This window comes from Prevotella sp. PTAC (genome assembly GCF_013166535.1).
Lineage (GTDB): Bacteria > Bacteroidota > Bacteroidia > Bacteroidales > Bacteroidaceae > Prevotella.
On the sequence record NZ_JABKKK010000007.1, the window covers coordinates 87,203 to 114,191 of the forward strand.

The window sequence follows — 26,989 nt, forward strand, 5'->3', positions numbered from 1 at the left end:
TGGCGGTGCGGACACCGCCATCCCGTTCAAAATTCTCGCATTTCGGAAATGGGGGTCTGCCGTTGTAGCCACTCTTTCACACATTCCATATTGTACTCGCTCGTGATGACTGCCGTATGGCTGTCGGTGGCGGTGAAACGTGTGCTTTCGTAATCATCTATCCACCCCTTGAGGGTGTCCGTTCCCCACGCTCCGGTATCGTCAAAGATACCGTCCAATGCCGTGATAGGTTCGCTGAACTTGACTATCAGCGTTTGATAGGTCGTGTTCATAGTCTGTCCTCCTTTCCCTTCTTTGCGTTCAGCCACTTGTCCCGTGCGGCTCGGCACTCGTCCAACGTGGGTTTGACACAAGAGAACAATTCTCTGTCTATGGGGTGGCGGTAGTCGTACTGCACAAGTGTCCGCCTGCGTCTTCCGATACCCGATTGGAAACGCTCGTATTTCTCCGTACCTGCTTCCGCGCAGGTGCTTACTCCGTTGATGGTCATTCGTGTTGTCATAATGTTGCTTTTTAGATGGTTAAAAATGTACTGACAGAACTCTGTTCTTCATCACCATTTCGGGGTTGCTTGTGTAGCGTTGGTGCAGGTAGAAATGGTGTGAGCCGAAGCCGTAAAGGAAAAACTTGTCAAGTTCGTGCTTCTCGGCAAACTCCTTTACGCTCTTTCTCAATTCCCCCTCACTCGTTGTGAGAGTGAGGAGGTTCACAAATTCAAGGAACATCGTGGGGATTGCATCATCCCACACACAAATCATACTTTCAATTCTTACTTCCATATCAATGTTGTTTTAGGGGTTATGCTATGCCGCTTTCATCCGCTCACGGATAAGGTTGGCGTTCTTGTTCACAAGGTCTATGATGCGCTCGTGATATTCGGTGTCCTGGTTGTGCTTGCCGTGGCACTGCACCACTTCGAGGGTTCGCAAGTCCACCTCTACGGTTTCAATAATCTCATCGCCAATCCTTGCCGATAGTATGAGGGTGTCGGCTTTCTTGTAGTATCCACTGCCAAACACGCAGATGCCCTGCGTCTTGCCCTCGTTGTAATACTCGTCTATGCTTTCAAGCACCTTGACGATTATTTCCTCGTCCGTGATTACCAAGCCGAAGAATTTGGATTTGTTGGCGATGAAATCCTCCGCATCTTTCTTTCGTTGGAGTTGTCGCTGTTGCTCACGCTCACGCCTTTCAATCTCCCAACGGCGTTGCTCTGCGGCTCTTTCCTTCTCGTGTATGGCTTCAATTTTTCGGGTTGCGTTGTCGTGTGCCGCCATGAAATCTTCGGGACAGATGTTCTTCGGGTTACGGAGGTCTTGACCGAGTTTTTTGAGCATACGCAGATAGTCGCACCACATTGAGAGGTTGTCTATCTGATACTTGTGACGCTTGGCAATCAGATATGATGCCCAACATTCATCGGCAGTACGGGTATTGAAAAGAAAGTGTTTCATGACCTCAATCTCACCGCCTTTCATAAGGGTTTCAATTCTTGGGTCTGAAAGCAAGGCTTTGAAAAGACGCACGGGGGAGATGCCGTGGAAATCGCCCTTGAAGCCGTTACGTCTGAGTTGGGGCAATATCCTCATCTTTGGATATGCACAGCTTCTTGCCACCACATCATCGTATAGGCTGTTGTGCGGTCTTACCTCCATATCGCTGCCTAATGCCCACACATCGCAATAGCAGAAAAGGAAGCCACGGAGCAACGCCATGTCCGTAACCTTGCCGTCGGGTGAAATCCAACGCTGCACGACCTCGTGGCAGTAGAAACGCATCGGTTCGCCTTTCCTGCTCTCGCATCTGACCTGCGCCACGCGGATTACCTGATACCCTTTGCAGGTGGTTATCACGCTGAAATTCTGCGTTTCCTTGTAGATGCGTCTGCGTGTGTCCTGCACTTTGAGTTCGGCATGGCATTTGGGGCAGGTGCAGCCTTCAAGGGTGTCGCATAGTCCGCTGTCGCTGTGCCACTCGTGACCGCAGTCGGAACAGGTGATGTTCCCTTTCTTGGTGCGGTAGCCGATATGCTCAACGCAGTGGCGGTATGCCCAATCTATTTGTGTCGCTGATATGGGGCGAAGGTTGGCGGAAAGTCTTGCCACCTCTTTCTGTATCTTGGTCTTCGGTTTCATAAGCCTAAATCAAATAATGAGGGTTGGGGTTGGTTTTCTTTTCTCGCTGACGGTCTGTGGCGGTTCTGCAACTTGCGGAGTTCCTCCTCTTGGTATTTGCGGACAGCGTTCTGACGTGCCTCCGCCTTTTCCTCTGCCGTGAGTTTCACAACGTGGTTCACAACCACTTGGCAGTCCATCGGTTTGCCCACCTCTATCTCGTTTTCCTCATAGTAGTGGATGGCTTGCCCGAATATCTCTCCGTCCGTGAAACCGTTGCAACCGCTTTTCTGCACATAGTTCAGAATGTGGGTCACGCACTCGTCCATGTTCTTGGCAGGGTTGCGGTACTTCTTTGCAAATAGCGCATCTTCCTCCGCACGCTGTTCCAAGTACATATATATCGTTCTCTTGAAATGGTCTGTTCCTTTCATATCGCTGTCATTTTTAGATTATCTGTTTCAGTATCTCTCTCCAATAGGTCGGCTCTACCTCGCTGAGAAGGAAGTCCATGAAATCCCTCCGTGCGTCCTTGTTCAGTTCGTGGTACAATCTTCGGAAAGTTTCAAAATTGCCGTTGATGTACGTTTCCACCATATACACGAAGATGTTGTCCACCTCGTAATATCTGCACTGCTGCGCTGCCGTCTTGCTGTTTCTTTTTGCCATGTCGGTAAGGGTTAAAGGGTGAATAACCAAAGGATGAAGCCAAAGAAGGCAATGGTGGAAAGGATAGCCACGATTACACCTATCGCCACTCGGAACACTCCGTTTACAATCTCTCTGATGATGCCCCAAAGGATGCCGAACACCCCGAAGGCGGTGCGCATCATCAAGCCGCATATCGCCAACCCGATGTGTTGCGCCATTTGTCTGAAATTTGCCGTTGCCGTCATATCTTCGCTGTTTTTGATTTTTTTGTTTTTAATGCGGATTCAAGAGCTGAGGGAGTTGAGTTTCAAACTATCTTATCTGCCTCTCGTTTATCCGACATTTTTTTTATGCGTCTTTCTGTCGCATCGGTCGTTTTCGTTTCGGGTGCTTGAAAAGGTAGGGATTAGGGAATGCAAGGTTTTTCGGTCAAAATACTACCCGCAGGGCTGGAGATTTTTACCGAAAACAGGAGGCTTGACCTTGCTTTCCCGTCCAATCCCGGAATTACCTTTGCGCCCAGAACGAAAATGACTGACTGATGCGGCTTACTGAAAGGCGCAAAATGGAGGTAAACGAAAACAGAGGCAGATTGTGTAGAAAAAAACTTCAGGGGAAAATCCGTAAAAAAAAGAATCACCAAAAGGAAAAAGACATCACCGGAAGCGTGAAAAGGGCAAACCACAACAAAGGAAGTATGATTGTTTCCGATCCGACGGAACTTGTTCAGCCGGGTGGCAACAATCATTCTTCCCGGTTTGTCCGGCTGTGTGTGGGCGCCTGTTTCATTCATGGGGCAGGCTGACACACTCTGCATTCACTTTCCGCTTCCGGCAAAAGAGACAGCGAAAAAAGAAAAATCATTTGAAAACCCGTAAAAGCACCTCTTGGCATAGGCGCAAAAGAAAGGGGCATTGCTTCATCTGTCTAAACATCGTTTAGGCGTGAGGCAATGCCCTTTTCTCCAGCTATGCGGTAGTCGGCACACGTTTGTTCCAAACTCGTTTTGGGCAATGGTGTGCCGACGGACAATACCGCTTTTACGGAAAATTCTTATGAATGAGGGGATAAAAAACGGGAGTTTATATCAAAATCTCGAATTAAATAGCTACTTTTGCATACGAAGAGTTCTTTGAAGGTTACGCAACGCGCAGAAGGATAATGCAGTAGATAACTAACTAAATCGTAACCTATTACTATCAAGAGCAATTAACCTACGCTCATTTCCAATAAATTACACTCTTTTCGTAACTTCTTGTTGCAAATATACATCATAATATACTATAATACAAATTTTATCACGATACAATTTAATATATAGAAAAGAGAGCCGCAAGCAATAATGACTCACGGCTCTCTTTTAATTGTGGGATTATTTATATTGATATAAAACGACATTTGAATTGAGTCCGCTTTCAACCGGTGCCCAATTTTCATATCCGGATTTCTTGTATTTTATACCTACCACATTTATATCTTTAAACTTGCGCCATTTCACTCCCTTGCGGTCAAGATCTGAAATTCTGTTGGCCGGAAGATTCGTAACTTCGATACGTACAACATTGTCACCTTTCTTAAAAACATTTCCACAATTCAAAGTGAAAGGCACAGACCATGCGCATCCGATAAATTTACCGTTAATATACACTCTCGCACTTTCTCTCACATCACCCAAATCAATCAGCCAGTCGGCTTTTGCCTCCTGAGCCGTCATATATACATGTGTTGTATATGCTCCAGTTCCCATTGTGACCTTTACAGAATCATCATCGAGAGTCTCCCATGTCTGTAATTTATCCAGTTTGAAACTCTTGGATACAGCGGGAGCGCTGTTGCAAAATTCCAAATCCCATTTACCGTTAAGGATTTTTCCCATTCCTGCAATTTCTGTTTTATGCTCAACTGTAGCTCCATTTTGTTTGGCATTATATGTTTGCAAAATCATGGATTCACCACTTTTTAGATTGATAAATATACCGTTGTCATCTGTATCCGTAGCATATATTTCACCATTTAGAGGATTAAACCATCTGGCATCGACATAACTTACGGTCAGTGGAATGCGGGTTTTTATGTCATTGGGAGATAAGTTGGCTATGAAATAATGATGTCCGGTGTCGTTCTTGCGGCGTATCATACGCAATCCGTACTTGCTCTTCATTGTCTCAGCCTTGGCTGCCTTGGCCATATCTGCCGCAGAAGTCCCGTATATAATCACTGCTCCTTGGGATTTTAGCATATCAATATGCTCACGAACCTTTTGGGGCATACGTCCGCTACCGGGTATTATGAGTGCATGATAGCGAGTTCCGGCCGCTGTTTCAAGCATACCGTTTTTATAAGACGTGCCCATCAGGTATTTCTCACTAATGTAATCACAGTCATATCCGGCCTTGTCTATTTCAATGATACTCTTTATAAATTCAGGCGCTTTCTTTGCCATCGAGTGTATGTCAAACTGCATTAACAACGAGCCCGGGCCTTTCCCTTTACGCTCTGCCCACATATCCCGTATCGGGAGATAAACGAGGAAATCGTTGTCTGGCTGTCCCATTTGCAAAAAACTCTGGCAACGCTCTATATACTTCATGAAATAAGGAGCATCATGCCAAATGCTGTTGGTCGGACTCATATCTATCGATGCATAAAATTTCCATCCAGGCCAGACATCATTTTTGGGTGAATAGCATGTACCATGAAAATACATATTATTTACGCCGCATGTAAACATCAGGTCGATATCAGGTTTGCATTGTGATAAAGAAGTGCGGAAATGTTCTGTAAGCCATGTGAATGTCTCGCTGCTCACCAAGGTCTTTCCATTGATATGGGCAGCAGAGGAAGCATATTTCAACATTGAGACATCGCTGTCGTTCTTTTTTGTGAAACCGGTATCCCGGCGCAAGCCTTTTATACCAAATTCCGAAAGGCCGAAACCTTCAATTTCCGGAATATCAACAGCCGAATAAACATCAATCAGGTTTGCCGGAGACCCATGAGCCTGATTACGTGTTTTCGCTCCATGCTTATGTGCCCAAGCTGTCCACTGATTAGTAAAATTCTCCAGCAACAGGTCACTTAGGGTCTCTCTATAATCTACAAGCACTTTATTGTCTTTATCTTCTACTTCGCCAAGCAACTCCAACAGATGCTCTTCCAACTTATAACCACGGCGAGCCTCAAACTCTTCAAACAGACGTGGAGTCCAGTTCGCCTTATAAACTTCATAGGAATCGTTAAAGAAAGAGTTGGGGTAGGGCACCTTATTGCTCTCGAATGCCTTATCGAACATTTGAAGATAATTAGCCACGGCATTTTTATCAAAATGGTCCATGACATATCCCTCCCCACCAGGAGCGGCACGTTTTACTTGCTGACGTGTACGTGAACAATATGCAGATATAATTCTAAAACTCTGTTTTTTCGGAGCTTTCTTCCATGTTACAATACCGTTCGCATCTGTCATTGAGGTAAGGTCAACAACCGTTCCATTGCCATATGCCATGACTCTGCTTAATTTTGCGAACGGCTTCTCTTTTGCATCTGTCACACTAATGTTCACTCCGCCGCGGAGTTCTTTGCCAGTAACAGTAATATCCGTATGGACTAATTTTGCGGCAGCCTCATTTATTGGAACATTCGGACCGCCAAACGGCCAGCCCGTGCCATTGTTCATGTCAATAAGAAGACCGTTTTTGTTTCCTTCTGATTTAACAAACCTGAATGCTTCCATCCAGGGTGAGGACAGGAAACGCAACTCATTCTTCTCATTACCTCGAACGCCATATAAAGGAGTAACTTCCAATGCTCCGATACCGACTTTGGAATACTCTTTCATGTTCCATTCTAAATCATTCTCATTCACAGCCGATCCAAGCCACCACCAACGTGCACCGGGTTTTGCCTCAATCGCAGTAACAGGCCATGATTGGGCGGCCGCATTTCCAGCGACAAACATCAAGGCCATAATTGTCATAAATCTATTTTTCATTATCTTTATTTGTATTATTTAATTTCCATCAGGTTTCTTCAAATCCGCTGTCTTAGACGGACTCCATTTAAATGTTTTCCAATCATCCGGATGACTTGGATCAAAATCCTTGAAATCATTTCTAAGATATTTCAACAGTGGAAGATTAAGTCTCTTCATTCCCATAACAACCATTTTTGCTACTTCGTATGCACCATACGGATTGAAGTGGGTATTGTCAGCAAGCTCCTTTTCCTGTCCTGAAAATGTATTCGCAGGATAATGTACTAACGAGCGCTTACTATCCTCGTATCCAAGAGCTTCAAAGAATTCACGTGTCATTTGATTTAAGTCTATTACAGGAACATCCTCCCTTTCTGCAACAGCTTTCATAGCCGCAGGAAAATCACCATGAGTATCTATAATATGCTTCTTGGTTTCATCAAAACGACGGCGTTGGGTAGGGGTACAAAAAATAATCGTAGCTCCCTTAGAGCGCACGTTATCGATAAAAATCTTTAAGTTCCTAGAATAATGATACCATGCTCCGGAACCAGGCCCCTTCTCTTTCTCATCATTATGCCCGAACTCACACACTACATAATCACCAGGTTTCAATGTTGACATAATCTTTATCAAACGATTTTGTGCGATAAAAGAACCTGCCGTCAATCCACTTTCTGCATGATTGGCTATAGCGATATTACCATCAAACCATCTCGGAAACATTTGTCCCCAACTGGCCCACGGCTCATTATTTTGATCTACAACAGTCGAATTACCGCATAAATATACGGTGGGACAACTATCATCTCGTTCTATATGGATGCTTCTGACAGCCGGAGCGTCACCATTGAATTCCAATGTCAACTTATCGTCCCAGTTCAGATAATCTTTTTCACGTTCTTTAATCCGTACTTTAGATTTATCATTGATTTGAGGAGAGCGTTTATTTATCACAAATTCATAAACAGCTGTTTTTCCTTTGGCTGTGGCAACATTCTCAACTAACAACCGACGGCTCTCCGCACGAATGGTTGTCATGGCTTTCTTTTTCTTTGAGCCAATCTCAACTTTTACTTTATAATTACCATCCGGAACTTTTACTGAAAAATAAAAAGGAGACTTACTTGTTGTATTGGGAGCTGGTAATATATCATATCCGTATCCAATTGAATCCGAATAGACATTTTGATTTTGCGTCATGTCAAAATCAAATGTTTGTGCCAATGCCATTAATGGGACATAAGCGATTAAAGTTAATAGTTTTCTTTTCATTTGTTTTTATTGATTTAAATAATTTGTTTATGCAATGTTTTGATATTGCTATTTATCATAATGCCCATTATCTAAAAAAATAACGACATGATTTCATGTCATTATTTTTAATACTCTCATCAACCATTTTATATCATCCCAACTAAAATCAGGTGCTTGCATCAACGTATTGAGCTGCGTTCGTTTATTCTTTGAGATTTTCTTTGTAATAGTCCGCTCATGAACTTTTATTATCTCACCATTTAGCTCGTAATAATAATAATTGACAAGAGGATATTCATTTATATCAGATAAATCCATTGTTGATACATTAACATAAGAACCCAATTCCAAATTTGTTATTTGCTTATTATTCAAGATCTCTGATTTATATGCTTCCAAATCTATCAATGTCGCACATAAAAGTTTATTATCTTTCAGTGTGTCAACAATATACGCCAATATCGTATCAACTTTGAGGTATGTGCGGTCTGCGAAATCGACTTTTTTCACATTCTTCATCTCTGCCTGCATGGTTGTTTTCCCATGTTTATATAACAAAGCACCATTTGCCATAAAAACATTAACAGCCTCCTTCTCTATAACTTTACCAGTTTCTAAAGTTATTATTGCAGGTTTAAATTGGGGATAAGCAGTAGTTAAACGACTTGAATCAGTAGCTTTCTGCGCCAACAATGATATTGAAAAAAATACAACTACAATAATCAATAAAGATATTTTTTTCATGTATTTTTAATGTAATTAGTAGCTTAATTATATATAATTTTGGATTGCAAATATACGTTATATATTTCTAAAATAATAGGATAGACACAACAGCTTACCATTTTTTGTGTGTTTTTAACTTAAATATTTATATATGGATATACACTGTATTCGTTTTTTTTGTAATTTTGCAACGTTTTTTGAATATAATTATTACACACATTTTATCATCAAAAATTTAATTTTAAATTACATATAAATTAAGCAATGAGACAATTAAAGATCCAAAAGAGCATTACCAATCGTTCCAGTGAGGCATTGGACAAGTACCTTGTTGAAATAGGACGGGCTCCTCTAATATCTATTGATGAGGAAATTGAGCTTGCCCAAAAAATTCGAAAAGGAGGTCCGGAAGGTGAGCGCGCTAAGGATAAATTAGTTACGGCAAACCTTCGGTTTGTTGTGTCTGTTGCTAAGCAATATCAGCATCAAGGTCTCAGTCTGACGGATCTTATTGATGAAGGAAATATCGGACTTATCAAAGCTGCGCAAAAATTTGATGAAACAAGAGGATTTAAATTTATTTCTTATGCGGTATGGTGGATTCGTCAAAGCATATTGCAAGCCATAGCTGAGCAAAGTCGTATTGTTCGTTTGCCATTAAATCAAGTTGGCTCATTGAATAAAATAAATCATGAAATCAACAAATTTGAACAAGAAAATCAACGTCATCCATCTGTGGCAGAATTGAGTGAGGCTACAAATCTAGATGAAGAGAAAATCGGGCAAAGTCTAATGGCTGACGGGCATCATGTATCTATCGACGCTCCTTTTCAAGATGGAGAGGACAACTGCATGTTGGATGTGATGGCAAGCGGAGATGACAGCCGTACAGACCGCCATGTTGATCACGAATCAATGGCACAAGAACTTAACAGTGTGCTTAATAAAGTACTGAAAGAAAGAGAAATAACAATTATTCGTGAATGTTTTGGAATCGGATGTCACGAAAAAGGTTTAGAAGAGATTGGAGACCAATTGGGATTGACTAGAGAAAGAGTACGTCAAATACGTGAAAAAAGTATTGCCAAACTTCGAGATAGTGGAAATGCGAAGATTCTTATGAAATATTTAGGATAAAGCTTCTGAATATTTTTGCAAGATCAATTTTTTATTATTATTTTTGGACTATGAAAGAAAGATGGTCCATAATATTAATAGTACTGGGTATATATTTTTTTATACCCAGTATTATTTTATGTAAACCAATCAATGATTCTCTTATTTTCAATAAAGTTTTTTCATATAAGCGCAATTATACGGAACCGATAAAGGGTGAGGAGTATGGTATATATTTGAAATATAGTTTTAAAACCCAAAGGCGCAACCCTACCCTATTTTTAATTCCAACAATGTATACAATAGCTAAAGGAGAACGACATTATATTGGAGAGACCTATGGCAAAATAGTATTCAATAATATTGTTAATTATGAAATAAAACCACAGGTAGCAATAGGCAACATTTCTCATTATCGTAAAATAATGCCTGTAATATTCAAATATACAATCCCACAATTATATGAAATGTCATTATTTAATGATAAAGTTCTGTCCCCTTTTAATTATAATAACAGGAAATTTTATAAGTATATAATAGACAGCATAAGTAGTCAAAACACTAAAATACTATTTGAGCCACGAGTAAACAGTACTCAACTCATAAAAGGTTTTTGTCATGTTAATAATTCTACTGGAAGAATTGAATATACAAGTTTTACCGGAGAATATGATATGATCAGGTTTATGACAAATATAGATATGAGAACAAATAATTCATACAATTTGATATTACCACAATATAGTAATACAAAGATTTATTTTAAGTTTTTAGGAAACGATATTGAGGCTTCTTTTGATATATTTTATGATCCGCAAACCAATATTTTTCATTCTGATTCAATAAAGAACACATCAAATTATATTTTGATGAATAAGGTGCGTCCTATACCTCTTACAAATACAGAAGATAGTATATATAATGAATATTTCAATAAAAAAAGTAATAATGATACTATCGATTACGATAAAAAACAAACTCAGGCATCTAAAATAAAAGAAGTAGCCTGGGATATAATCGGTGATCATATTTTAAACTCAATGAAAGCAGAGACAGATAATGCCTATTTGCGTCTTTCGCCTATATTTAACCCTCTTTACCTAAGTTATGGTCATAGTCGTGGATTATCATATAAAATGAGGATTAACGGTCATTATAACTTTTCATACAACAAACAAATTTCATTTAATCCATATTTTGGATATAACTTTAAAATAAAAAAAATATACCTTACCGCTCCTTTACGATATACATTCAATAGAAAAAAAAATAGATGGATTGAGTTTGTTTTCGCTACAGGAAATCGGATAACTGATTCAAGAGTTTTAGATATCATTAAAAATGAAAATCGTGACACTATAGATTTTTCAACTCTGAAATTAGATTATTTCAATGATAACATTCTAAAATTATCAACAAATACCAATATAAATAAACATATATCAGTATTATTTGGATGCATTTATCATTATAGAAATGCAGTAAATAAAAATAATATGGCTGATTTGAACAAACCTACTTCATATCGTAGTTTTGCTCCAAATATATCTATACAATTGAATCTAAATTCAAAAGGACCAATTATTACTGCAAACTACGAACGTTGCATATCAAAATTCTTAATGTCAAATATGGAGTACGAAAAATGGGAATTTGATTTATCTTTCAAAAAAAAATGGCAGAATCTAAAACGATATACAGTCCGAACTGGTTGCGGGTTCTATACAAATCGTTCTACATCATTCTTTGTTGACTTTTCTAATTTTCATGAAAACTATCTTCCAAATGAAGATAACGATTGGACTGGGCAATTTCAATTATTAAACAGTCAATGGTACAATGCTTCAAAGTATTACATTCGTACCAATATGTCCTATGAATCCCCTTTGTTATTTCTAACTTGGCTCCCCTGGTGCGGTAAGTATATTGAAAACGAAAGCATTTATATTAGTGCATTACAAATAGAGCATACACGCCCTTATTTTGAAGTTGGATATGGAATTACAAACAGATACTTTTCACTAGGAATATTTGGAAGTCTTCTAAATGGAGGATTTTATGAAATCGGATATAAATTTACATTTGAATTATTTAGGAATTGGTAATGAACAATATTATTGATAAGCTTTTACCGCTAACTATATATAAGGCCAGTGCCGGAAGTGGCAAAACATTTACATTGGCAACAGAGTATATAAAATTATTAATCAAAAATCCTCTTGATTACAAACACATTCTTGCTGTTACTTTTACAAATAAGGCAACAGAAGAAATGAAAATGAGAATTTTAAGCCAATTATATGGTATTTGGAAAGAACTTCCCGACTCTAATGTATATGCAGAAACTATATGTAAAGATTTAGGTATATCACACAGTAAAGTAATATCGCAAGCCGGAATCGCATTAAACTTTCTGATGCATAATTACAGTTATTTCAAAGTTGAGACTATCGATTCTTTTTTTCAAAGAATCTTTCGTAATATATCCAGAGAATTGGATATTAATATAAATATGCGTTTAGAGCTAAATGATAGTCAAATAGAAGAAAAAGCTGTAGATGAGATTATTGAAGAATTGGATGAAAATAACAATATCCTACAATGGATAATCTCTTACATTAATGAAAAAATTTCTGATGATAAAAGTTGGAATGTTATTCATCATATAAAGAATTTTGGGAAAACAATATTTAATGATTACTACAAACAAGAAAGTCAGTCATTAGCTCTAATTATTGATAACGGTAATTTCTTTGAGAAATACATCACAGTTCTTAGGAAAGACAAGGAAACCGCACAAAACTACATGCAAAGAATTGCACAAACTTTTTTCAGCACACTCGAAGAAGCCAACCTGTCCATAGATGATTTATCTAACAAGTCAAGTGGGGTTGCAGGTTTTTTCTTGCATATTAATAATGGAATTTTCGATGAATCCATAGAGAAAAAACGTGTCATAGAATGTCTTAACTCTGCAGAAAAATGGTCTACAAAGACCCATCCTCAAAAAAACTATATACATAAAGTCGCAACAGATAAATTAATGCCCATTTTAAAAAAGGCATTCGAAGAACGTCCTATCCAATGGAATAAATATAAATCTTCAGATCTTACTCTCCGTCATCTATACCAACTTAGATTATTAGATATAATTGAAAAAAAAGTTAGAGAAATAAATGAAAGAAATAACTGTTTTTTATTAAGTGATACACAAAATCTATTAAAATCTTTAATTGGTGACGACGATTCCCCTTTCATTTTTGAAAAAATAGGCAGTTATTTGAAGCATATAATGATAGATGAGTTTCAAGATACAAGCTATATACAGTGGGAGAATTTTAAGATCTTATTAAAAGAGTGCATGAGTCATAAAGATACAAAAAATCTAATTGTCGGCGATGTCAAACAAAGTATATATAGATGGCGTTCAGGTGATTGGGAATTATTAAATAGCATAGAGTCACAATTTGAACGCCCTAATCAACAATTAAAAATAGAAACATTACAAACAAATTACAGATCACAAAAGAATATTATTCTTTTTAATAATACTTTCTTTTCAAAAGCAATTGAAATAGAATGTGATAAAATATATGACTCAAACTATTCTACTCTACTCAAACAAGCTTATGCAGATGTTTGCCAAACGATACCGGATAAACGTCAGGATAAGGGATATATAAATATAAAACTGTTGCCAAAAGAAAACTACCAGTATTGTGTTTTAGAAGAGATCAGAAATTCATTGCATAAACTAATTGACAATGGTATTTCATCAAATAATATTACCATATTGGTTCGTAATAATAAATATATTCCTATTATTGCGGAATACTTTACAAAAAATGAGCCGGAGTTTAATATTGTATCAGACGAGGCATTCCGACTTAGTGCATCACTTTCTATAAACATACTCATATTGTCACTTCGTTTATTAATAAAACCTAATGATCGAATTACCAAATTGGCATTAATGAAAGCATACATCAGTTCACAGAACGATGATTATGATGAATGTTATTTTATACATGAGGATTCAGAGAATATTTTGCCATATGAGTTTACAAATGAAATAGCAAATCTTCAAGAAATGCCTTTGTATGAGCTGGTAGAACGATTACTTGATATATTTAAGCTTAAAGAGATTAAAGGACAAAGTGCATATATATGTGCGTTCTATGATTATTTAGATACATTTATATCCAATAACGTTCCATGTATTGCTAATTTCTTGGAAGAATGGGATTCCAACACATGTAACAAAACTATACAAAGCGATAGTTTTGAAGGCATTAGAATAATTTCCATACATAAAAGTAAAGGGTTGGAATATAATAACGTTATCATTCCATTTTGTGACTGGCAAATAACACAAAGAGATATATTATGGTGTAAACCTAATATATCTCCTTACAACAAATTGCCTATCGCTCCAATCGACTATAGCAAAAGTATGATTGGCACTATATATGAAAGAGATTATCATCATGAGTATTTACAGAATACAGTTGATAATCTAAACCTTTTATATGTTGCATTTACACGGGCATGTGACAATTTATTTGTTATTGGCAAAAGAGATACCACAAATTCAAGATCTAATCTTATCCAATTATGCTTACCACACATAGCCAAAGAACTGCAAACAAACTTCATTAAAGAGGAGAATAAATCTATTCCCATTGAATTTGAATATGGGAGTATTTGTGAAGAAAAAAGCAATAAGGAAAAAAAATCATCAAATGTATTCCTGAAAAAACCAGAAATTATTAAAATCCAGTTGAAGACATTCAAAGAAAAGATTGAGTTTAGGCAAAGCAATAAAAGTCGTACATTCATTGGAAATGATGACATAGATAGTGCAAGAATGGAATATATCAATGCAGGTAATGTTCTGCATCATATTTTTTCAAAAATACACACAACAGAAGATATTGAAATAGCATTAGAGAATTTGGAAATAGATGGGATACTTAATTCATTTACCAAAAGTGATATTAGAAAAATGTTAAATGAAAGACTTGAAAATAAAAAAATAGCTGATTGGTTCTCTGGGAAATGGGATATACATAACGAATGCGCCATATTATATAAAGACAAGACAAACGGCTCTGTCCAAATACGCAGACCTGATAGAGTTATGACTGACGGCAACAAAATGATCATAGTTGATTTTAAATTCGGTATTCCTCGTGAAGAATACAAACAACAATTGCAGGAATATATGAATTTAGCTGCAAACATGGGATATAAGAGAATAGAAGGATATTTATGGTTTGTATATAGTAACAAAATAGAAAAGTTATGAAAGATTTTTTAGAATATGTAGCCCAAGATATAGTAGATAAGTATGGTTCTGATCTATCCAGGATAGCTATTGTTTTTCCTAATAAGCGAGCTTCTCTCTTTTTTAATGAATATCTTGCCCAAATTACAGAAAAGCCTATATGGTGTCCTAATTATATAACAATTAGTGAGCTTTTCCGCTCACACTCGTCATTTACAATCGCTGATCCGATAAAGTTGATATGTGAATTGCATAAATGCTTTCTTGAATGTACTAAAAGTTCCGAAACCCTTGATCATTTTTATAATTGGGGGCAAATGCTTCTTTCTGATTTTGATGATATAGACAAAAGCATGGCTGACGCAAGGAAAGTTTTTATGAATGTGAGAGACATCCATGAATTGGATGATATATCATATTTAAATGAAGAACAGATAAAAGTATTAAAAAAATTCTTCAGCAATTTCAATGAGGAGCATAATTCTGAATTGAAAAAACGCTTTTTAAATCTTTGGAACAGGATATATGATATTTATAAATTGTTCAATAGCAAATTAAGAATTGAGAGACAGACTTATGAAGGAGCTTTATACAAACAAGTTGCCAATGACAATTATGTTGAGTTCAAATACGAACAATACATATTTGTTGGATTTAATGTTCTTCAGGAAGTTGAAAAAAAACTTTTTAAGCGCTTAAAAAAAGAAGGGAAAGCTGTTTTTTATTGGGACTTTGATCTGTATTATATGAAAAACCATAATATGAATGGCCATGAGGCCGGACATTATATTTCTTCATATTTAAGTGATTTCCCCAATGAATTAGACACTAATAATGATGATATATATAATAATTTCAATAAACCTAAAAACATTACATGTATTTCTGCTTCAACTGAAAATGTACAGGCCCGATATGTAAGTACATGGTTGAAAGAAAAAGATAGAATATCTGCCGGAGCACGTACTGCAATCATATTGTGCAATGAAAATCTATTATTACCAGTCATATATAGCATTCCAGATGATGTAAATTCCATAAATATAACGACTGGGTATCCTTTATCACAAACCTCAATAGCATCTTTTTTGTCGTTATTGATTTCATTGCAAATCAATGGTTTTATCCCTTCTTCCGGGAAATATAGACTGAAAGATGTTAATTATATTTTACAACACCCATATATAAAGTATATTTCAAAAAACTATAATATGCTTTATAATGCTCTAAATCAAGAAAAAAAAGAATATTATCCTACTCCTGAATTATTGTGTATAGACAAAGGTTGTACTTTACTCTTTCAGAATATAAATAATAGTGGAGGGGTTTCATTGATTGAATCTATAACAAAATGGATTATTGATATAATAAAAGAAATAGCTTCAAATGTAAAAGAGATCAAGCATCCGTTACTGCACGAATCATTATTTCGCACATATACATTGATAAATAGATTCTATAGTCTAATACTATCTGGTGATTTGAATGTTGATGTTATTACTTATCAACGGTTAATTAATCAAGTCGTTAATACAACATCAATACCATTTCACGGAGAGCCTATTGAAGGCATACAAATCATGGGAGTATTGGAAACAAGAAATATTGATTTCACCAATCTATTGATTTTATCTGTCAATGAAGGTAATATGCCCAAAGATATAAATGACAACTCTTTTATTCCTTATAATATTCGTAAAGCACACAATCTCACTACAATAGACAACAAAATAGCCATATATGCCTATTATTTTTATAGATTGCTGCAACGGGCAAAAGATATTACAGTTTTATATAATAGTTCCACGGAAAGTCAAACGAGAGGCGAATTAAGTCGTTTCATGCTACAAATAATGGTGGAAAGCAACCATAATGTAATCAATAAAACATTGCATGCAGACTCTAAACCAATGATATTTGAAACAAAAGAAATCGATAAGAATAAAACAATCGCTGATTTGCTTATAAATAGATTTGATAAAAACAGTGAAAGAAACAAAGAAAGAGTAAATTCACCTTTACTCACTCCCACTGCGATTAATCAATATATGAGATGCCCCAAACAGTTTTATTATAATTATGTATGTGGAATAAAAGATAAAGAAGAGGACATCATAGATAAGATTGACAATCGGGTTTTCGGAAATATATTTCATTCGGCATCTCAGAAAATATATCAAAATCTGCAAACAATCAATAATGGCATCATTACACATGAATGTTTAAAAGAATGTTTAGACAACCGCAAGCAAATAGAAGACATTGTTGATGAAGCTTTTATGGAAGAATTGTTTAAATCAGAAAAAAAATCACGCCCCAATTATACCGGATTGCATTTAATAAACCGTCAAGTCATAATTACATATATTCGAAAATTGCTTAAGATAGATATGCAATTTACTCCATTTCAAATCATAAGTCTGGAAGAAGACGTTATCGCAGACTGGAATATTAGTATTAATGCCACATCTTTTACAACTACAATAGGAGGTCGTGTTGATAGATTAGACTGTATTACAGATAAATTCGGTAAGCGAATAAGAGTCATTGATTATAAAACAGGCAATAAAAATATTGAATCTTTAAACAATATAGATGATATTTTTGACACTTCAAATATTTCCAAGCATATTGATTATTATTTTCAATCATTTTTATACAGTCTTATTATTCGATCGTCTGCAAATACTGACATTTCACATCTACCAGTAAGTCCAGCATTATTGTTTATACAACATGCTTCAACAAAAGACAGCTATGATCCTACTCTATGCTTATCTAAAGAACCTGTAATAGATATATTTGATGTAAAAAAAGAATTTGAAGAATTGCTGTCTCACACAATTAATGAGATATTCAATATGTCTATACCATTTACACCAACATCAAACAATGAGACATGTACCTATTGTCCCTACTCACTAATTTGCAGATTATGAAACTGTAAATTAGGTTTAAGTTTTACCATAAAGATTAGTCCTAAAAGCAAATGCTTTTAGGACTAATTAAAATAATATCACTTATACTTAATCTATGTAATCATTCTATGCATTCGGAAGTTCTATCCATTTAACATAACAGAAGTCTTGGCGATGAGGTAGCTTATCGCACTTTGGATACATTCGAACTGCCGTCTTGAATATTCCGGCATTATTAGATTCTAATTTTCCTTCAAAAGTATAACAATTACCATCATGCGCAACTACATTAAATGGAATTATATTTGAAATCCGCTCTTCACCGTTCTTGTCCTGTGTAATAGAAACAAGTTCCAGACCAACAGCATCATCCAGCCCCTGCTCGTCTATAACATATTTCAAAGAGTAGTTTTTACCCATTTCTATGCCCGTTGACGGTATATCCCACTCATAAGAAACAACCTTTATTGAGTCCCAACGTTCTGCCACGGCCTCTTTCCATTGAGCAATATCTTTTGCCAAACGATAATTATCAGCAGCAAGAGTCTTAAAGCGTATGGCCTCTTTTTCATAGAACTTATCATAATAATCATCAAGTTGCCGCTTCATTGTATAATGAGGTGCTATTTGGGCAATAGAATTCTTTATCACCTTTATCCAACCCTCGCTAAATCCTTTTTCGTTTTTATTATAATATAGCGGGATTATCTCACGTTCAAGAAGACTATAAATTGTTGCCGCATCAAGTTTGTCTTGATAACCCTGGTTCTGATAAGTGCGTTTTTCTGTCAAAGCCCATCCTGCGCCTTCACGATATCCTTCAAGCCACCAACCGTCAAGAACAGACAGATTAACGACACCATTCATTTCGGCTTTTTCTCCTGAAGTACCAGATGCTTCAAGCGGACGTGTAGGAGTATTCATCCAAATATCGACACCTGAAACCAACCGACGAGCTAATTGGAAATCATAATTTTCAAGGAATATGATTTTTCCTAAAAACTCGGGGCGTTGGCTGATCTCATAAATTTTCTTGATTAAACCTTGACCTGCTCCATCTGCCGGATGCGCTTTACCTGAAAACAAGAACTGTACAGGATGTTCCGGATTATTTACAATCTTAGCTAAACGGTCAAGATCTGTAAACAACAGATGCGCACGCTTATAAGTTGCAAATCTACGACAGAAACCTATCATCAATGCATTCGGATTAATTTTTTCAAGCAATGACACTACACGCGATGGATCTCCTTGGTTTTTAAGCCATGCCTCACGGAATTGCAAGCGGATATAATCAACCAATTTCTGTTTAAGAGCCATACGTGTATTCCAAATCTCCTCGTTTGGTACATTATATATGGCCTCCCAAATACTTTGGTTGCTTTGATCACCCATAAATGACTTATCAAAGTACTTAGAGTACAACTGACGCCATTCTGTAGCAGTCCAAGTAGGGAAGTGCACACCATTGGTCACATATCCGACATGGTTCTCTTCCGGATAATAACCTTTCCATATCGGTGAAAACATTTTCTGACTCACCCAACCGTGGAGTTTACTTACGCCATTAACTTCTTGGCATGTATTACATGCGAAGACAGACATACAGAATTTTTCTCCATGATCATCAGGATTATTACGTCCCATTCCAATAAACTCATCCCAAGTAATGCCCAACTTTGCCGGATATGCTCCCATATACTTACCAAACAATCCCTCATCGAAATAGTCATGACCCGCCGGAACAGGAGTGTGAACTGTATATAATGAAGAAGCTCTTACAAGCTCCATAGCTTGGTTAAATGTCAAGCCGCCATCTATATAATCGCATAAACGTTGCAAATTACATAAAGCGGCATGTCCCTCATTGCAATGATAAATATCTTTGGTAATACCAAGTTTTTTGAGAGCAAGCACACCTCCGATACCAAGAAGTATTTCCTGCTTCAAACGATTCTCCCAATCACCACCATAAAGAGAGTGAGTGATCGGCTTGTCAAATTCTGAATTCATTTCATTATCGGTATCCAAAAGGTACAATTTTATTCTACCTACATTCACACACCAAACATAGGCATGAACCTGATAATTTGTATAAGGGACATCTACCACCAACGGATTTCCGTCCTTATCAAGTTGACGAACAATCGGTAATGAATTGAAATTTTGTGACTCATACTTAGCTATCTGCTGGCCATCCATGCTAAGTGACTGTGTGAAATATCCGAATCGATATAAAAATCCTACGGCACACATATCAACATTGCTGTCAGAGGCCTCTTTCAGGTAATCTCCAGCCAGCATTCCCAATCCGCCGGAATAAATTTTCAGGACATGATTTAAACCATATTCCATAGAAAAGTATGCTACGGACGGACGGTTTGCATCCGGTTTCACATCCATGTATTCACGGAACATTGCATACACTTTATTTATTCTCGCCATGAGAGTTTTATCATTTACAATCTCTTCCTTACGCTCATAGCTAAGTCTTTCCAATAGGAGAACAGGATTGTGGTTTATTTCATGATAAAGCTCCGGATCCAAGTCACGGAAAAGATCTCTTGCCTCGTAATTCCATGCCCACCAGACATTATGTGCAATCTCATCCAGACATTTTAATTCTTCCGGAAGGATTGATTTGACAGTAATCTCCTGCCATTGAGGAGAATTTGTATAATCTGCTTTAATTTTCATAATTATTATATTATTAAATTCTATTTTCTTTACGCTGTTCAGCCCTATTCAAAGCTATATTATACGCTTCCATATAGTATTTTATAAATTCACTCCACAGTGCCTTTTTAGATAATTCTTCCGCTCTCTTTCTTACCTTGTCTACATCTTGCTTTGTAAATTTTGAAAACTCTGTTACGGTATCTTTGATGGCATCGGCTACTTCTGAATAATTGTAATCTGTACGATGAACCACCTTTACTCCGTCTTCAATATCACTATATCCTCCTTTCACTGAATTTACCCATAAGCCAAATCCTGCCAAATCGGTAGTAATGCAAGGAACTTTAAATGCGATAGACTCCAATGGAGTATATCCCCATGGTTCATAATATGATGGATAAATGCACAAATCATTACCTAATACAATATCATAATATGACATATTGAGAACACCGTCATTTCCATCCAAATAACATGGCAGAAATATAACCTTGACTTTATCATTCTTATGATTATGCATATCAAAATACTTCATCATCCCCAAAGTATTATCATGGCTCATTTCATGCAGCCAATGGGTTATCTGGGGAACTTCAAGTGGTGTATCAAAACTTTTTCCACTTTTAATACGCTCAATCAAATCTTGTCGCGGCTCACCTACCCAACCTGGTACCTCTATAAAAGCCAGAACATTACGATTTAAATCCTTGCAGCGTAACAGTCTGTTCATCGATTCTATATATACATCGATACCTTTATTTCTAAATTCATAACGCCCGCTTGTAGATATAATCATTGTTTCATCATCAAGATTATCTCCTAGCAGAGCATTTGCCAAATCAAGCAGTTTCTTTCTTGCAGCCTTACGTTTTTTGGCAAATACAGTCGGTTGGGGAACGAAGCTATTATCAAATCCATTCGGAAGAACCACATCAACCTCTTTGTCCAATAATTCCCTACATTCATTTGCCGTAATCTCGCTGACAGTTGTAAAACAGTCCACATTAAATGCAGTCTGTTTTTCTATGGAATGCTTACTCTGCATATTCAACTCACCGGCCATCTGATCTCCGTTATATGCAAACAGATAATCATAAAGAGGCTTCATATTTCCGGCTATACTTCGTCCGATACTTGTGGCATGTGTGGTAAATACAGTCCCTATCTGAGGCAACTTATTATTTATATACAATAACCCCAAGCCTGTCATCCATTCATTTCCATGATATATGACCCGTTTGTCAGGAGCTATATTGTCATTATAGAAACTCTCTACAACCAAAGCTGCCGCATACGAAAACATCGAGGCTTCATCATAATCACCATAGGAGTGTAAACTATCTACTTGATATTTGTCCCACAACCAAGTATAAATCGTGTTTTTCTTTTCAAAAAAAGGTTTAAAATCAACAAGTATTGCAATTGGCTCACCAGGGATTGTCCAACGCCCTATCCTAACATTTAACCCTTCTGCCTCAGCCTTCTTTTTCCATGAGCAGAACAATTCTTTATCTTCTTTAAAATAAGGGCTTTCATTTTCCTGCCAAAAATCAGGACCTATAAATATTATCCTGTCATGCAACATGTCCTGTAATGTCTTTGCGCGTGTGGAAAGAACTGTATAGATACCACCGACCTTATTACATACCTCCCAACTTGATTCAAAGATATAGTCCGGATTTGATATATTTTTTACCATATTAAATCTAATATATGGCAGCAAAGTTACACATTATTTTACATAATTCCGATAAATGAACATATAAATTTCAAAAAAACACCAATTTAATGATTTATATTTAGTAATTTTGTTTTCTAATCAATATAGAAGCAGTTATGAAAAGATGTATTTGGCTTGTGTCATTGTTAATAGCCTCAAACATTGGGATTTGCGCTCAAAACAAAACAAGCAACTTCGAAGGATATTTTTTTAATGATGAGTATAATGTATACATACGAATGAATCTTCATTCAAACAATATAATTGTACCCGGACATGAAATGTTCGGAAGTTTACCCGGATATTTGGGAAAGAAAAACAACAACTTCTTTTGGCTTATAACATCCGGAAAAATAATCGAATGTGATAAATCGGAATTTGAGCTTGTCAACGATTACGGGAGTGAGGATTTAAAAGTATCTTTCATCAAAAAAAATGACAGTATATATATTCTGAGGCAGGAAAGCGGCAACTCTCTTAAAGTGCCTAATAATAGAAAATGGCAGAAACTGCCAAAAGAAATGGAGTTTAAAAAGAAGTGACGGTTTTTCCAAACCGTCACTTTCTCATTCATAAATTTCTTCTATATCATTATCGTCGATAAGACTTTCATCCACAAATGATTCGCAAGGATTATAGCCTTCGGGCATATCAAATCTGTCCCGTTCACTATATTCCAAATTCGGATTTGCCAAAACACGTTTCATATAATAGGCGAATATTGGTAGGGCCTTTGTCGCTCCCTGCCCCATCCGCATTGAATCAAAATGGATATCCCTATCGTCTCCTCCAACCCAGACACCACTTACAAGCGTAGGCGTGAAGCCTATAAACCAAGCATCACTATTGTTGTTCGTCGTACCGGTTTTTCCGGCAAGCTCACCTTTAAGATTATATTTAAACCTAAGGCGTCCAGCCGTACCTCCATCAACAACACCTTTAAGCATATATACCATCATACGTGCGCTTTCCGTACTTATAACCTCACTCATACGAGGCTGAAACGTCGCAATGACATTACCATTATTGTCCTCGATCTTTGTTACAAAAAGCGGTTCACAGCGTATTCCGTTGTTCGCAAATGCCGTATATGCACTAACCATCTCTGCCACAGATACATCACACGGGCCGAGACACAACGACATAGACGGATGGATATCAGGATTTTTAATACCATATTCATGCAACAACGCTACAAAAGCCTGAGGGTTCAACTTACTCATCAGATATGCCGATATCCAGTTGTTCGATTGTGCCAATCCCCATTTCAACGGAACCATTTGGCCATATCTGCTATGACTTGAATTGCGTGGAGTCCACGGCCTGCCTGCCACGATATACGTCTGTTGCACATTGGGAGCCATATCACATGGTGACATTCCGTTTTCCATTGCAAGAGAGTAAAGAAACGGTTTAATAGTTGAACCGACCTGACGACGTCCGTCTGTGCACATATCATAATTAAAATGCATGAAATCCAAGCCTCCGACATAAGCTTTCACCGCACCGTTCTGCGGACTCATACTCATGAAGCCGCAACGCAGGAATGACTTGTAATACTTTATCGAGTCAAGAGGCGTCATGGTTGTATCCACTTCACCATGATATGTAAATATCGGCATTTCGGTCGGAGTATTGAATGCTTTTATTATCTCATCTTCCGACGCTCCGGACGACTTCATTTCATGGTATCTATCACTCTGTCTGACAGAACGCATCAATATTTGCCGCACCTGTTTGCTTGTCAGTTTACCGGAAAAAGGAGCGTTGGATTTTCCTTTGTTCTCACGGTTGAAAGCCGGTTGCAAGAATTTAACCACATGATCTCGTGTCGCTTGTTCTGCATATTGCTGCATACGCGAGTCTATCGTTGTATAAACCTTCAACCCGTCTGCATATACATTGTACGGTTCACCGTTCTTTTTAAAGTTCTTATTGCACCAACCATACAAAGGATCGTTCTCCCAATTAATGGAATCCTGATAATACTTTATCTTGTTCCATTCAGTATAATTATTCCGCTCCGGTTTTTTGGCCATCATATATCTACGCAAAAAATCACGGAAATACGCGGCTATACCGTCTTTATGATCAGCAACATGGAAATTCAGTTTCAATGGTTCCGCTGAATACTTATCATATAACTCCCGGCTCAAATACCCGGCTTTCACCATTTGCATCAACACAACATTACGTCTTTCACGACATCTTTCCGGATTACGTACCGGATTAAAATAAGACGGATTCTTGCAAAGTCCTATGAGCATTGCCGATTCCGGAATATTAAGTTTCGACGGTTCCTTGTTAAAATATGTATTTGCGGCAGTTTTAATTCCAACTGCATTATGCAAAAAATCAAAGTAATTAAGATATAAAGCGATTATCTCATCTTTGGTGTAATTACGCTCCAACTGTACTGCAATAACCCATTCTATCGGTTTCTGCATTAATCTCTCCATCACGGTATGAGCCTTTGCCGAGTACAGTTGCTTGGCCAGCTGTTGGGTTATGGTAGAACCGCCACCGGCACTCTTCTGCCCCATCACTCCCCGTTTGACCACTGCACGCACAAGTGCATAAAAATCAATTCCCGAATGTTCATAGAATCTTATATCCTCAGTTGCCACAAGTGCCTCCACAAGCGAGGACGGCAACTGGGAATAATCTATACATATCCTATTCTCCTTATTATAATTCCATGTTCCCATTATTTTGCCATCCGCCGAATACACCTGCGTGGCAAATCTGTTTATGGGATTCTGCAAATCTTCTATAGGCGGCATATAGCCAATCATCCCCTTTGATATTGCCCAGAAAGCCAATGCTCCCACCAGTAATGTGACAATCAGTAATATCCAAAGGAAACGAACAAAAACTTTTCTCATATCAAGAATTATTCATCCGACAATGTCTGTTGTATCAGATGCAAAAATACTTATTTTCGTTTAGAATAAAAAAAATATAGTCGATTTTCTCTCCAATCGCCATTAATAAATCGGAAATAATATGTAACTTAGCACTCAAAATCAGAAAACAAATAACAAAAATGGATGGAAATGCATAATTTTGTGACAATCGCAGACATCACGAAAGAGAAGATTCTCTATATGATAGAGATGGCTCAGGAGTTTGAGAAACACCCAAACAGAGAGATTTTAAAAGGTAAGGTCATTGCCACGTTGTTTTTTGAGCCGTCAACGCGTACCCGTCTTAGTTTCGAGACTGCCGCAAACAGGCTTGGCGCACGTGTAATAGGTTTTGCTGACCCTAAAATAACAAGCGGTACAAAAGGGGAAACACTTAAGGACACTATATTGATGGTATCCAATTATGCGGATACCATCGTCATGCGACATTATATAGAAGGCGCGGCACAGTATGCAAGCGAAGTTTCTCCTGTTCCAATCGTAAACGCTGGAGACGGAGCACATCAACATCCTTCACAATGTATGCTCGACCTTTATTCCATATATAAGACACAAGGGACATTGGAAAACCTGAACATATATCTGGTCGGCGACTTGAAATATGGCCGTACTGTGCATTCTTTGATTATGGCTATGCGCCATTTTAATCCCACATTCCATTTTGTGGCTCCCAAAGAATTATCCATGCCCAATGAATATAAGATTTATTGTAAGGAGCATGGCATAAAATACCAGGAGCATACTGCATTTAATGAGAATGTTATTGCCGATGCCGACATATTGTATATGACACGTGTACAAAAGGAGCGGTTCTCAGACCTCATGGAGTATGAACGTGTGAAGAACATATATATATTGAAAAATGACATGTTGGCAAACGCCAAACCCAATATGAAGATATTGCATCCTCTGCCCCGTGTCAATGAGATTGCTTATGATGTGGACGATAATCCCCATGCTTATTATATACAGCAGGCCGGCAATGGTCTTTTCGCCCGTGAGGCAATATTCTGTGATGTACTTGGAATTACTTTGGACGAAGTGAAAAACGATAAAACCATAATCAGATAGATCATGAACAAAAATGAAATGTTGGTTGCCGCAATAAAGAACGGCACCGTAATCGATCATATCCCGACGGAGAAGACATATCAAGTCGTAAACCTGCTTGGACTTGAAAATCTGTCGACACCGGTTACCATCGGATATAATTACAGGTCTAAAAAACTCAAACGAAAAGGCATAATAAAAGCCGAAGACAAGTTCTTCACAGATGAGGAAATTTCACGCTTATCCGTTGTAGCGCCTAACATTGTTCTCAATATAATAAAAGATTATGAGGTGGTGGCGAAGAAACCGGTTGTCACTCCGAACGATTTATCGGGAATAGTGAAATGTAACAATCCAAAATGCATAACAAATAATGAGCCTATGCGGACACTTTTCCATGTGACAGATAAGGAAAACGGAATATTGAAATGCCATTATTGTGAGAAAGAACAGAATATAGATAAGGTGGAATTAGTATAAATTCCACCTTATTTATTACGTAAATTAAGAAATAATAAGTACTTTTGCAATGCCTAAGTATCAGGGCTCAAACATTTAAACATAATATTTT

Annotated in this window: 22 protein-coding genes; 8 read left to right on the forward strand and 14 right to left on the reverse strand. The window is 37.3% G+C overall.

The annotated features are described in order from the left end of the window. Positions 1-26 precede the first annotated feature (26 nt). From HPS53_RS06890 to HPS53_RS06925, 8 genes are all read right to left on the reverse strand, one after another. Complete coding sequence (locus HPS53_RS06890) at positions 27-329, reverse strand: hypothetical protein (RefSeq protein ID WP_005783104.1); 303 nt, start codon at positions 327-329, stop codon at positions 27-29. Further along, positions 269-502 carry a DUF3873 domain-containing protein gene (locus HPS53_RS06895; RefSeq protein ID WP_004304291.1) on the reverse strand — a complete coding sequence of 78 codons (234 nt, stop codon included), beginning with the start codon at positions 500-502 and terminating at the stop codon, positions 269-271. The genes HPS53_RS06890 and HPS53_RS06895 overlap by 61 nt, the downstream gene beginning before the upstream one ends. 19 nt (positions 503-521) lie before the next feature. Continuing rightward, positions 522-779, reverse strand: coding sequence for a hypothetical protein (locus tag HPS53_RS06900; RefSeq protein WP_004291531.1), 258 nt, complete (start codon positions 777-779; stop codon positions 522-524). A 24-nt stretch (positions 780-803) separates the two neighbouring features. Then, complete coding sequence (locus HPS53_RS06905) at positions 804-2,135, reverse strand: PcfJ domain-containing protein (RefSeq protein WP_004291532.1); 1,332 nt, start codon at positions 2,133-2,135, stop codon at positions 804-806. Further along, the gene (locus HPS53_RS06910; RefSeq protein ID WP_004291533.1) at positions 2,132-2,548 is read right to left on the reverse strand and encodes a PcfK-like family protein; all 417 of its coding nucleotides are present in this window, start codon (positions 2,546-2,548) and stop codon (positions 2,132-2,134) included. Before HPS53_RS06910 ends, HPS53_RS06905 begins: the two co-directional genes overlap by 4 nt. 13 nt (positions 2,549-2,561) lie before the next feature. Continuing rightward, positions 2,562-2,783, reverse strand: a complete 222-nt coding sequence (locus tag HPS53_RS06915) for a hypothetical protein (RefSeq protein WP_004291534.1) — start codon at positions 2,781-2,783, stop codon at positions 2,562-2,564. Positions 2,784-2,794: 11 nt separating this feature from the next. Beyond that, positions 2,795-3,010, reverse strand: coding sequence for a hypothetical protein (locus HPS53_RS06920; RefSeq protein WP_004291535.1), 216 nt, complete (start codon positions 3,008-3,010; stop codon positions 2,795-2,797). 161 nt (positions 3,011-3,171) lie between these two features. Further along, positions 3,172-3,582, reverse strand: coding sequence for a hypothetical protein (locus HPS53_RS06925; protein WP_004291538.1), 411 nt, complete (start codon positions 3,580-3,582; stop codon positions 3,172-3,174). A gap of 106 nt (positions 3,583-3,688) precedes the next feature. On the opposite strand from HPS53_RS06925, the gene HPS53_RS12775 reads away from it, so the two are divergent. Beyond that, complete coding sequence (locus tag HPS53_RS12775) at positions 3,689-3,901, forward strand: hypothetical protein (RefSeq protein ID WP_007567577.1); 213 nt, start codon at positions 3,689-3,691, stop codon at positions 3,899-3,901. Positions 3,902-4,137: 236 nt separating this feature from the next. On the opposite strand, the gene HPS53_RS06930 is transcribed toward HPS53_RS12775, so the two are convergent. The 3 genes from HPS53_RS06930 to HPS53_RS06940 form a co-directional block, all read right to left on the reverse strand. Beyond that, positions 4,138-6,756, reverse strand: coding sequence for a glycosyl hydrolase (locus HPS53_RS06930; protein ID WP_172205296.1), 2,619 nt, complete (start codon positions 6,754-6,756; stop codon positions 4,138-4,140). Positions 6,757-6,774: 18 nt separating this feature from the next. Further along, the gene (locus tag HPS53_RS06935) at positions 6,775-8,013 is read right to left on the reverse strand and encodes a rhamnogalacturonan acetylesterase (protein ID WP_172205299.1); all 1,239 of its coding nucleotides are present in this window, start codon (positions 8,011-8,013) and stop codon (positions 6,775-6,777) included. Between the two features lie 93 nt (positions 8,014-8,106). Beyond that, positions 8,107-8,739, reverse strand: a complete 633-nt coding sequence (locus HPS53_RS06940; RefSeq protein WP_104369902.1) for a hypothetical protein — start codon at positions 8,737-8,739, stop codon at positions 8,107-8,109. A 246-nt stretch (positions 8,740-8,985) separates the two neighbouring features. Between HPS53_RS06940 and HPS53_RS06945 the strand changes: the two genes are divergently transcribed. Genes HPS53_RS06945 through HPS53_RS06960 form a run of 4 tightly spaced genes read left to right on the forward strand, consistent with a single transcriptional unit; the run spans position 8,986 to position 18,063 of the window. Then, positions 8,986-9,858 (forward strand): RNA polymerase sigma factor RpoD/SigA, encoded by an 873-nt coding sequence (locus HPS53_RS06945; RefSeq protein WP_104369903.1) that lies wholly within the window; start codon positions 8,986-8,988, stop codon positions 9,856-9,858. 50 nt (positions 9,859-9,908) lie between these two features. Continuing rightward, a complete protein-coding gene (locus HPS53_RS06950; protein WP_104369904.1) occupies positions 9,909-11,942 on the forward strand; it encodes a DUF5686 family protein in 2,034 nt (677 codons plus the stop codon). Continuing rightward, positions 11,942-15,145: an exodeoxyribonuclease V subunit beta gene (locus HPS53_RS06955; RefSeq protein ID WP_172205302.1), complete on the forward strand. Its 3,204-nt coding sequence runs from the start codon at positions 11,942-11,944 to the stop codon at positions 15,143-15,145. The genes HPS53_RS06950 and HPS53_RS06955 overlap by 1 nt, the downstream gene beginning before the upstream one ends. Beyond that, positions 15,142-18,063: a PD-(D/E)XK nuclease family protein gene (locus HPS53_RS06960; RefSeq protein WP_172205305.1), complete on the forward strand. Its 2,922-nt coding sequence runs from the start codon at positions 15,142-15,144 to the stop codon at positions 18,061-18,063. The genes HPS53_RS06955 and HPS53_RS06960 overlap by 4 nt, the downstream gene beginning before the upstream one ends. A gap of 105 nt (positions 18,064-18,168) precedes the next feature. Here HPS53_RS06960 and glgP read toward each other — a convergent pair whose 3' ends face one another. Further along, a complete protein-coding gene (glgP, locus tag HPS53_RS06965) occupies positions 18,169-20,739 on the reverse strand; it encodes an alpha-glucan family phosphorylase (RefSeq protein WP_172205308.1) in 2,571 nt (856 codons plus the stop codon). 13 nt (positions 20,740-20,752) lie between these two features. After that, the gene (locus HPS53_RS06970) at positions 20,753-22,420 is read right to left on the reverse strand and encodes a glycogen/starch synthase (RefSeq protein WP_172205311.1); all 1,668 of its coding nucleotides are present in this window, start codon (positions 22,418-22,420) and stop codon (positions 20,753-20,755) included. Positions 22,421-22,557: 137 nt separating this feature from the next. Here HPS53_RS06970 and HPS53_RS06975 point away from each other — a divergent pair, with 137 nt between their 5' ends. Next, positions 22,558-22,983, forward strand: a complete 426-nt coding sequence (locus HPS53_RS06975; RefSeq protein ID WP_172205314.1) for a hypothetical protein — start codon at positions 22,558-22,560, stop codon at positions 22,981-22,983. Between the two features lie 24 nt (positions 22,984-23,007). Here the strand turns inward: HPS53_RS06975 and HPS53_RS06980 are convergent, their stop codons facing one another. After that, a complete protein-coding gene (locus tag HPS53_RS06980) occupies positions 23,008-25,326 on the reverse strand; it encodes a penicillin-binding protein 1A (protein ID WP_172205317.1) in 2,319 nt (772 codons plus the stop codon). Positions 25,327-25,491: 165 nt separating this feature from the next. Here HPS53_RS06980 and pyrB point away from each other — a divergent pair, with 165 nt between their 5' ends. Both pyrB and HPS53_RS06990 read left to right on the forward strand, forming a co-directional pair. Next, complete coding sequence (gene pyrB / locus HPS53_RS06985; RefSeq protein ID WP_104369911.1) at positions 25,492-26,439, forward strand: aspartate carbamoyltransferase; 948 nt, start codon at positions 25,492-25,494, stop codon at positions 26,437-26,439. 3 nt (positions 26,440-26,442) lie between these two features. Next, entirely contained in the window at positions 26,443-26,898 is a 456-nt protein-coding gene (locus tag HPS53_RS06990) for an aspartate carbamoyltransferase regulatory subunit (protein ID WP_104369912.1), read from the forward strand. Positions 26,899-26,989 lie beyond the last annotated feature (91 nt).